This is a genomic window from Tateyamaria pelophila (assembly GCF_019966495.1).
In the GTDB taxonomy this organism is placed as follows: Bacteria; Pseudomonadota; Alphaproteobacteria; order Rhodobacterales; family Rhodobacteraceae; genus Tateyamaria; species Tateyamaria pelophila.
Map to the genome: position 1 here is coordinate 34,618 of NZ_JAIMIA010000033.1, position 9,278 is coordinate 43,895.

Sequence of the window (9,278 nt, forward strand, 5' to 3'; positions counted from 1 at the left end):
TCTCTGTTCCAAGAAAATCCCGGGGAGCGCGAGGGGCTGGCCCCTCGCTCCTGCCGTCAGCAAAAGGGACCAGAGCGCAGATCACTGATTGCCACCGCCAAAACGCGCGGCATCTTCGGCCGCTCGGCGGATGGCCCCGGATTTGTGTACTGTTTCCATGAACTCGGCTTCGGGATCGCTGTCATAGACCACACCACCGCCGGCCTGAATGTAGAGCTTCTGATCCTGTACGACAGCCGTGCGCAGCGCGATGCACATGTCCATATCGCCACCCGCGCTGAAATAGCCGACACCACCGCCATAGACGCCGCGCTTTTCCGGCTCCAGTTCGTCAATGATCTGCATGGCGCGCACCTTGGGCGCACCCGACACGGTGCCCGCGGGCATCCCGGCAAAGAAGGCATCCAGCGCATCCTTGCCCTCGGCCAGTTCGCCCACGACGTTCGACACGATATGCATCACGTGGGAATACCGCTCGACGATAAACTCTTCTGTCGGGCGCACGGTGCCGATCCTTGCCACCCGGCCCACATCATTGCGCCCCAGATCCAGCAGCATCAGGTGTTCCGCGAGTTCCTTCTCATCCGCCAGAAGTTCTGCCTCGAGGGCGCGGTCCTCCTCCGGCGTGGCACCGCGCTTGCGGGTGCCTGCAATGGGCCGGATCGTCACTTCGGTGCCAAAGACCCGGACTAGAATTTCGGGACTGGCCCCGATGACCTGAAAGCCGCCGAAATTGAAGTAGAACATGAAAGGCGAGGGGTTCGTACGCCGCAAAGATCGATAAAGCGCAAAGGGTGGTTGGCGAAAGTCCATGGTCCATCTTTGCGAGGGGACGACCTGAAAAATATCGCCTGCCTTGATGTAGTCCCGCGCTGTCTCAACCGCTTTCAGATATTCCGATTTGGTCAAGTTCGACACAGGCTCTGACAGGGCCACCGCGTCCCCCAGATCGCGGGTTTCCGACGGCATGGCGCGTTCCAGATCGCGCACGGCATCCATCACCCGCTCGGCGGCCTGCGCATAGGCGGCGCGGGCCGATTGCCCGTCACTGGCCCAGGCCGGGGATACGACAGTGACTTCCCCTTTGACGCCGTCCAGAACCGCGATAACAGAGGGGCGGAGCATCACCGCGTCCGGCAGGCCCAGCGGATCAGGGTTCACGTCCGGCAAATGCTCGACCAGCCGTACCGTATCATACCCGAGATACCCAAAAAGCCCGGCCGCAGCCTGTGGCAGATCATCCGGCAGCGCAATCCGGCTCTCCGCGATCAGGTCGCGCAGGACATCCAGCGGATTGCCGGGCACGTCCACGAACGCTTCCGCATCATAGCGTGCAGTCCGGTTGATGGCAGAGCTTTCGCCACGGCAGCGCCAGACGAGGTCCGGCTTCATCCCGATGATGGAGTAGCGTCCGCGCACTTCACCGCCAGTGACGGATTCCAGTACGAACGCGTCTTTCTGCGCCCCCGTCAGCTTGAGCATCAGCGAGACCGGCGTATCCAGATCCGCCGCCAGACGCGTATAAACGATCTGGTTTTCCCCGGCCGCATAAGCGGCGGCAAATGCGTCATATTCAGGGATCAGTGCCATCAGGGAAAGTTCACATGCACCGCGTCGAGGGCCTGTTGGTTGATCTGGGGTCCGGCACGAACCACCACATCTTCGTTAAAGACGTTGAAAAGTTCGGTGGCCAGGATCTGGCCCATCTCGTCGCTGAGAGTTGCGGTTTCAGCTTGCGCCTCTTCGGAGTCGCCGATGGGTGTGATCGCGTCGAGGCGCACGATCAGGATCGATCCGAAGCTTGGGATAATACGGACCTCACCAGGCTCCATTTCGAAAATCTCGGTCATGAAGGCCGGTGGCGTCCCCGGGATAAAGGCACTGCGGTCAATGTCCGCCTCAGTGGTCGCATCCAACGCCTGACTTGCAAAACTCTCGCCCGCCTCCAGCGCTGGCAACAGGGCCTCTGCCTGTGCCGTCAGACCAATTTCCGTCTGTTCGGCCTCATAGTTGCCCTGCACGTTCATCTTTGCCTCTTCAAAGGGCGCGGGACGCGGGGGCAACACCTCTTCGAGCCGCATCGCGACGATACCACCGTCTCCAAGCTGGACGATTTCGGGAAAGTCATCGACGGTCAATGCGGACGCTGCATCGCGGAAATCATCATAGGCGGCAATGCCATCGCCGAGCGCCGGGTACCATTCGATGGATCCCAGCTTCATATCCGTTTCGACATCCAGATCCTCCAGCGTCGCGCCAGCGGCGAGCATATTGTCGAACTCTTCGGCCAAAACACCGACCTGACGCCGCGCGGCATCCGTGGCCAAATCCGTCCGGATCAGGTCTCTGGCCTCTTCGAATGTCGTTATTTGCGCAGGCAGGACCGCGTTGACGCGGAACAGGGCGGGACCGATGGATGAAGGCAGGGGGCCGACCACATCTCCGACCTCTGCGTTGAACACGGCCTCGCCGGCGGCCTCCAGTTCGAGGCGGGACACATCGCCAAGGTCGATGTCGCTCAGCGCCAGACCGCGCTCCTGCACCAGTGCTTCAAAGGTGGTGCCGCGAACCTCAAGCTGCGCCGCGGCACGTTCGGCCTCTGCCGCGTCCAGATATACCAGACGCTCCACCAGACGACGCTCCGGCTGATTGTACTGGTCGATGCGCGCGTCGAATTCGGCGCGCAAGTCTGCTTCGTCGATTTCAATCGTGTCGATCAGATCGTCGGGCAGCAGGACGGCATATGTGATCCGTTTGGTTTCCGGCAACTCATAGTCGCCAAGGTTCGCCTCGTAATAGCTGCGCAGCGTGTCATCCGTGGGCGGTGGCAACGGCGCGGCCAGATCACTGGTGCCAAGGCGGGTCCATGTGAAGTCGCGGGTCTCGCCAAGGAAGGACACAAGGGTTCTGGCATAGGTGTCGGGCATGCGCGTCCCGGCCATGATGGCTCCCTGCAACAGCGAGCGGGCGACCTCTTCGCGCAGCTGGGTTTCAAACTCGGCCTCGCTTGTGCCGGCCTGTTCCAGAGCAAAGGCGTAGGCATCGCGATCGAAACTGCCGTCCACCCCCCGAAAGGCGGGGATATTCAGGATCTCGTTACGCAGGTTTTCGTCGCCGACGCTCAGGCCCATCTGCTCCGTTTCGTGATCCAGGGCACGGGCCCGGACGATGCGCGACAGAACAGCGCGATCCAGACCGATGGCCTGGGCCTGTGCGAAGGTCAGCGGGCTGCCGGTTTCTGCACTGACGGCCTGAATTTCCTGACTGAGCGTGCGCGCGTAGACATTGATATCTATGTACTTGTCGCCCACCTGGCCCACGGTGCGGATCGTGCCCGTGAGAGTCGTGGCGCCGAAGCCGCCCAAGCCCAGAATGAGCAGGCCCATCAGGATCCAGACTGCGGTTTTCGACAGGTTGTTTTTGCCTTTGGCCATCGTGCCCTCGCTTGGGGATTTTTGCGCGTTCCACGCTGTCTATCCGGGGGCTGGCCTGCGGGCAAGGGTGGTTCGGATCACAGATCGAGGAGGGCGAGCCTTGCGTAAAGTTCTGCGATGCCCTGCGCGTCCAGATTGGCAAAGGCGATGCGGATTTGCGCGGCCCCTTCCGGCGCGCCTTCGGGCCAGAACATCGTGCCGGGCAAGCACAGAATGCCTGCTTTGCGCACCAGTAAAGGCGCCAGATCGGCGGATGACATTTCAAACGGGTGTTCAACATAGGCAAAGTAAGCGCCCAGCCCCAACAGTTGCCAGCCCTTGTCGGCAAGGACACCAAACCCGTCCGTGATCGCCTGCCGCCGCGCAAGGATTTCGGCCCGTTCACCGGCGACCCACTGGCCGAGGTGTTCAAGCCCCCACAAGGCCGCGTGCTGTCCGATCTGGCCCGGACAGATGGCGACGGTGTCGAGGAATTTTTCCGCTTCCGCCAGACGGGCAGGGGCGGCCACCATCGCGCCCACCCGATGGCCCGTCAGACGGTAGGCTTTGGAAAAAGAGTAGAGATGAATGAATGTCTTCTCCCAGTCCGCTTGCTGAAACAGGACGTGGGGCGGGCCCGTCCGGCTGTCGAAATCTCGATAGGTTTCGTCCACGATCAACGCGATGCCGTGGCTGCGCGCGAGGTCATAGAAGGCCAGAAGCAGATCGGCCGGGTATTCGACCCCGGCGGGATTGTTCGGAGAGACCAGCGCAATGGCGCGGGTGCGCTCCGTGATCAGGGCGCGGGCGTCTTCGAAGCTGGGCAGCATACCTGGCCCGACAGGTAACGCGACAGAACGCACACCTGCCATGTCGAGCCACATTTTGTGATTGAAGTACCAGGGCGTCGGCAGGATGACCTCATCCGCCTCACCGCACAGCGTGGCGATGGTCGCCGCGAAGGCCTGATTGCAGCCCGATGTGATGGCTACATGCGCCGCTACGGTGGACGCGCCGTAGTGCGCGTTGACCTGAGCGCTCAGGCCGGCCCTCAAATCCGCGTTGCCCAGAACCGGCCCGTACAGATGGGCATCATCGCGTGTCAGCGCCGCATCGGCCATCGCCTGGCGCAAGGCTTGCGGGGGTGGATCAACCGGAGCTGCCTGACTGACATTCATCAACGGGCGATCCTTGGGAAACGTCACGCCCTCTAGCCAGCGGCGCGCCTCCATAACCGGTGGCGCGAAGGTTGCGGCGGTGCGGGTCATTTTCATGGTGCGGATCCAGTGGCCAGTGTGGGAGCCTCCGGCGGGGATTTTTTGGAACAGAGAAGATGGCAATTCGATTTCTTCCTGCTCCAAATATCCTTGCCGAAGGCAAGAAAGTTTTTTGGCGGGTCAGTCGTTGCCGCGATAAGGCTCGACATATTGCAAGGCCATATCCCAGGGGAAAAAGATCCATGTATCCTGGCTGACGCCGGTGATGAATGTATCGACCTGGGGCTCGCCTGAGGGTTTGGCGTAGACTGTGGCGAAGTGGGCCTTGGGATAAAGGCTGCGCACGAGCTCCAACGTCTTGCCGCTGTCCACGAGATCATCGACGATCAGGATGCCGGTTCCGTCTCCCATCATTTCCGCGTTCGGGGCCTTGAGCACTTCGGCATCCCGGCGTTGGTCGGCCTTGCCGCCGCCCGAGTGGTAGGATTTGACGCTGACCGTGTCCACCGTCCGGATATCCAGCTCGCGTGCGACGATCATCGCCGGAGCCATGCCGCCGCGTGTAATCGCAACAACAGCGCGCCAACCGCCGTCATCAGGACCTTTCCCGTCCAGACGCCAGGCCAGTGCGCGGCTGTCGCGGTGCATCTGGTCCCAGCTGACGTGGAACCCTTTTTCATGGGGGAGACGGTCTGCCATTTCTATTTCTCCAGTATCAGGCGCAGGCCAAAAGCGCCCAGAAGCGTCGCGGCAATGCGGTCAAAGATGGGTTTGAGGCTGATATAGCCGCGCCGCACCTGCGGGGTGCTGAGGACGAAGGCAAGGCCCGTGTAAAAGACCAGTTCAAGCAGCCAGTGGTTCAGCACGATCACAGCAATGTCCGCGGCCGCGAGGCCCTGGGGGAAGACGACGACAATGACCGCAGCGGCAAAGAGCATGGATTTGGGATTGCCGAAATTCAGCAGCATCCCGGACAGGACAGCGCGCCCCTTCGGTACGGGGGCAGCGCCCATCGGGCCGTGCGCATGACGCCAGGTCTGGATCGCGATCCAGATCAGATAGAGCGCGCCACCGAGTTTGAGGGCGGTATAGGTCCAGGGAAACAGTGTAAAAACAGCCTCCAGTCCCAGAAGTGCGGCCAGTGTCCAGAGCGCCGCAGCCGATCCCAGACCGATTCCCGTTGCGACGCCCGCCGTGCGCCCTCCGGTCACGGTTGCGCGCGTCATGAACAGCATGGCAGCGCCCGGAGACAAAAGCGCCGCCAAAAGCACGGTGTTGAACGCCAACAGATCGCCAAGCGTCAACGACATGCTCTAGCCTTTCGAGATGTCGGGGGCGTCTACCGCCTTCATGCCCACGACGTGATAGCCTGCATCGACATGCAGGTTTTCCCCGGTGGTCCCTGAGCCCAGATCGCTGAGCAAATACAGCGCGGTCTTGCCGACCTCTTCGATCGTTACATTCCGGCGCAAGGGCGAATTATATTCGTTCCACTTCATGATGTAGCGGAAATCGCCAATACCGGAGGCGGCCAGCGTCTTGATCGGCCCGGCGCTGATCGCGTTGACGCGGACATTGTCCTTGCCCAGATCTTCGGCCAAATACTTCACTGACGCTTCGAGAGCGGCCTTGGCCACGCCCATGACGTTGTAATGCGGCATCACCTGTTCGGCGCCGTAATAGGTGAGGGTCACCGCGCTCCCGCCATTCTTCATCATCTTTTCCGCGCGTTGCATCACAGCCGTGAAAGAATAAACCGAGATGTCCATCGTCAGGTTGAAATTGCCCCGTGTCGTGTCCACGTAGCGGCCGCGCAACTCGTTCTTGTCGGAGAACCCAATGGCGTGAACGACAAAGTCCAGACTGTCCCAACGGTCCTTCAGCCCATCGAACAAAGCGTCGATCGAGGCCTCGTCGCCCACATCGCAGGGCAGGACGATATCACTGCCAAGCTGTGCCGCGAGCGGACCCACACGTTTTTTCAGCGCTTCGCCCTGGTAGGAAAATGCCAGTTCCGCGCCCGCCTGGCTGAGGGTTTTCGCGATCCCCCATGCAATGGATTTGTCATTGGCAAGGCCCATGATCAGACCTCGCTTGCCCGCCATTAGATCGTTTGCCATGTTACCGCCCCATCCCATCCGCGTTTCTGGCGCTCAGCTTTAGGCTATAGACATGGGGGCATCAAGAGAGCGAAGAGTGGTTGAAGCATGTTGATCGCAGCGCTAGTTCCGATCCAAGTTCACATGGAGGCAGACAATGGCAGATCGTGACGGCAAGTTTGCGGGGGATGACCCGTTCGAGATTGTGCGTATGTGGCTGAAAGAGGCCGAGGAGGCGGAGGTCAACGATCCCAACGCGATCGCTCTGAGCACCGTCGACGCCGACGGCCTGCCAAACGCCCGTATGGTTCTGCTCAAGACCATCGAGGACGATGCTTTCGTATTCTATACCAATTATAACAGCGCCAAGGGCGCCGAATTGGATCATGCACAAAAAGCAGCCTTTGTAATGCACTGGAAGTCATTGCGGCGTCAGGTGCGGGTCCGGGGCCTGGTGGAAAGGGAGGACGGTACGCAGGCGGATGCCTATTACGCCTCGCGGTCATTGCAGTCCCGTCTGGGGGCCTGGGCATCAGATCAGAGCGCGCCGCTCGACAGCCGGGCCAGCCTGATGGCCAAGGTGGCGAAAGTGACAGCACAGAAAGGCGTTAGCCCGTCGCGCCCGCCCTTCTGGGGCGGTTACCGGATTGTCCCGGTCGAGATGGAGTTTTGGGCAGATGGCCCATTTCGGCTGCATGACCGGTTTCGCTGGAAACGGGAGAAATCCGGAGCACCGTGGCAGGTTTTTCGTTTGAATCCATGAGATACAAGCTATTTCTCATGACATTATTCAAGGTTACGGGTGTTTTAGAGCTTGAAATCCATGTGACAAATGACGCAGATCATGGGTGCGACACCAAAAAACACTCATGAAAGAACAGTCGTGCGAGAAGATGTAGACGTATCAGAGACGGACCTTGTCACGGGGATGGTGAAATGGTTCGACCCGGTAAAAGGATTCGGTTTTGTTGTAGCTGAAAATGCTAAAACAGACATACTTCTGCACGTGAACGTGTTGCGTAACTTTGGGCAGTCATCAATCGCCGACGGTTCCGTCGTTGGTATACGCGTGCAACAGACAGAGCGCGGCGTGCAAGCCGTGGAAGTGGTTCACATTGACCCGCCCGTTTCCGAGTCGACGCATACGCTGACGGATATCGCTGATCTGCAGAATTCCGACGCGCCGCCCGCACCGTTACAACCGGGCCGGGTCAAGTGGTTCGACAAGGGCAAAGGGTTCGGTTTTGCCAATGTTTTCGGATACCCCGAGGATGTTTTCCTGCATGTCGAGGTCTTGCACCGGTCAGGCCTTTCCGACCTGCAACCGGGTGAAGCGCTGGCGTTGCGCGTGATTGATGGTAAGCGCGGTCGTATGGCATCCGAGGTGTTTGCATGGGAAGCGGCGCTGGAACGCGATGATGATTAGTACACGAATTCCGGCGATGCGTCTGTCTGTGCGCGTCGTGGTCGGAGTTGTGTTCTGGGTGTTTCTGGGGGCCGTCGCCTGGGCGGAGTGCCGCGAGGACACCGTTTGGATCCGAGGCGATTTCGGAAAGGCTCGATTTGCAGTCGAGATTGCCGATGATCCGCAGGAACGCGCCATTGGTTTGATGCACCGTAGCGAAATGGCAAGCTCCGCTGGAATGCTGTTTGTCTATCCACGTCCGCAATCTGTTGCGTTCTGGATGCGCAATACGCTGATCGAACTGGATATGCTCTTTGTCGACCCGCAGGGCGTCGTGCGTCATATCCATCATCGGGCACAGCCGTTGGACGAAACGTCGATTCCCGGTGGTGATGGTCTGACACACGTTCTTGAAATTAACGGCGGCATGTCCCGGATGCTTGGCATCACGGTCGGAGATCAGCTTCAACACCCCAGCTTTGATCAAACCGTCGCATCTTGGCCCTGTTAGGTCTTTTCAATTGTGAAAAGCACGGCTAAGAGGAGCACACGGTCGGAGCGTGGCGCAGCCTGGTAGCGCACCTGTTTTGGGTACAGGGGGTCGGAGGTTCGAATCCTCTCGCTCCGACCATTTTCACCTAACTTCACGTGTTTCACAAAATGCGCTGCTGCGCGTCTTGTGCGCGTTTGTCGGCTGAAACTGTCCTGCAAGCGCTCAAAATCGTAGATTTCTCTGTAAACCGGGGCACTTCGACCGCTGAATGTGCCGGTGTGACAGTGCCTTTCGCAGACATACTTCCGAAACAGCGCGTGCTGGTCCCAAGGGAGGGAGGTCTTGTGATTCCGTTGGATTGGCGGGGCCCACGCAACGCGAGCTTGGTTGAAAGACTGTGATTCGGTGATGGGTGGCGGAAACATGCTAAGGCTCCGATCGCACAACAGCCGTGCAAGATTGCCATAGGCTACATCATCGAAACCGCGCCATTCCGTGATGCGACGGCGGTCGCGCTTCGTTGACCCCCTGACGCCGGTCAAAACGGTCCGCCATGCGAGTCCGTTATGCAGGGGGTACTGTAACCTGACGTCTGGAAATTTAGTTGGAGATTGCGCTGAGAGCCCCTGCCGAGGCGTGCCCCGGCAGAGG

9 protein-coding genes and 1 tRNA gene are annotated in these 9,278 nt (G+C 60.0%); 4 read left to right on the plus strand and 6 right to left on the minus strand.

Annotation, left to right across the window (positions count from 1 at the left end):
* Positions 1–81: 81 nt before the first annotated feature.
* From trpE to fabI, 6 genes are all read right to left on the minus strand, one after another.
* Positions 82–1,590, minus strand: coding sequence for an anthranilate synthase component I (trpE, locus tag LC354_RS12385; protein WP_223424230.1), 1,509 nt, complete (start codon positions 1,588–1,590; stop codon positions 82–84).
* Positions 1,590–3,434: a peptidyl-prolyl cis-trans isomerase gene (locus LC354_RS12390; RefSeq protein ID WP_223424232.1), complete on the minus strand. Its 1,845-nt coding sequence runs from the start codon at positions 3,432–3,434 to the stop codon at positions 1,590–1,592. Before LC354_RS12390 ends, trpE begins: the two co-directional genes overlap by 1 nt.
* A 77-nt stretch (positions 3,435–3,511) precedes the next feature.
* Complete coding sequence (locus tag LC354_RS12395; protein ID WP_223424234.1) at positions 3,512–4,687, minus strand: aminotransferase; 1,176 nt, start codon at positions 4,685–4,687, stop codon at positions 3,512–3,514.
* A 123-nt stretch (positions 4,688–4,810) separates the two neighbouring features.
* Positions 4,811–5,329 carry a xanthine phosphoribosyltransferase gene (gpt, locus tag LC354_RS12400; RefSeq protein WP_223424236.1) on the minus strand — a complete coding sequence of 173 codons (519 nt, stop codon included), beginning with the start codon at positions 5,327–5,329 and terminating at the stop codon, positions 4,811–4,813.
* Between the two features lie 2 nt (positions 5,330–5,331).
* Complete coding sequence (locus tag LC354_RS12405; protein WP_223424237.1) at positions 5,332–5,940, minus strand: LysE family translocator; 609 nt, start codon at positions 5,938–5,940, stop codon at positions 5,332–5,334.
* Between the two features lie 3 nt (positions 5,941–5,943).
* Positions 5,944–6,750, minus strand: coding sequence for an enoyl-ACP reductase FabI (gene fabI / locus LC354_RS12410; protein ID WP_223424239.1), 807 nt, complete (start codon positions 6,748–6,750; stop codon positions 5,944–5,946).
* Positions 6,751–6,886: 136 nt separating this feature from the next.
* Between fabI and pdxH the strand changes: the two genes are divergently transcribed.
* The 4 genes from pdxH (at position 6,887) to LC354_RS12430 (ending at position 8,765) form a co-directional block, all read left to right on the plus strand.
* Positions 6,887–7,492, plus strand: coding sequence for a pyridoxamine 5'-phosphate oxidase (gene pdxH, locus LC354_RS12415; protein WP_223424241.1), 606 nt, complete (start codon positions 6,887–6,889; stop codon positions 7,490–7,492).
* A 165-nt stretch (positions 7,493–7,657) separates the two neighbouring features.
* Positions 7,658–8,155 (plus strand): cold-shock protein, encoded by a 498-nt coding sequence (locus tag LC354_RS12420; RefSeq protein ID WP_223424246.1) that lies wholly within the window; start codon positions 7,658–7,660, stop codon positions 8,153–8,155.
* Entirely contained in the window at positions 8,145–8,645 is a 501-nt protein-coding gene (locus LC354_RS12425; protein WP_223424242.1) for a DUF192 domain-containing protein, read from the plus strand. The genes LC354_RS12420 and LC354_RS12425 overlap by 11 nt, the downstream gene beginning before the upstream one ends.
* Before the next feature lie 43 nt (positions 8,646–8,688).
* Positions 8,689–8,765, plus strand: a tRNA-Pro gene (locus LC354_RS12430).
* The last annotated feature ends 513 nt before the right edge of the window (positions 8,766–9,278 follow it).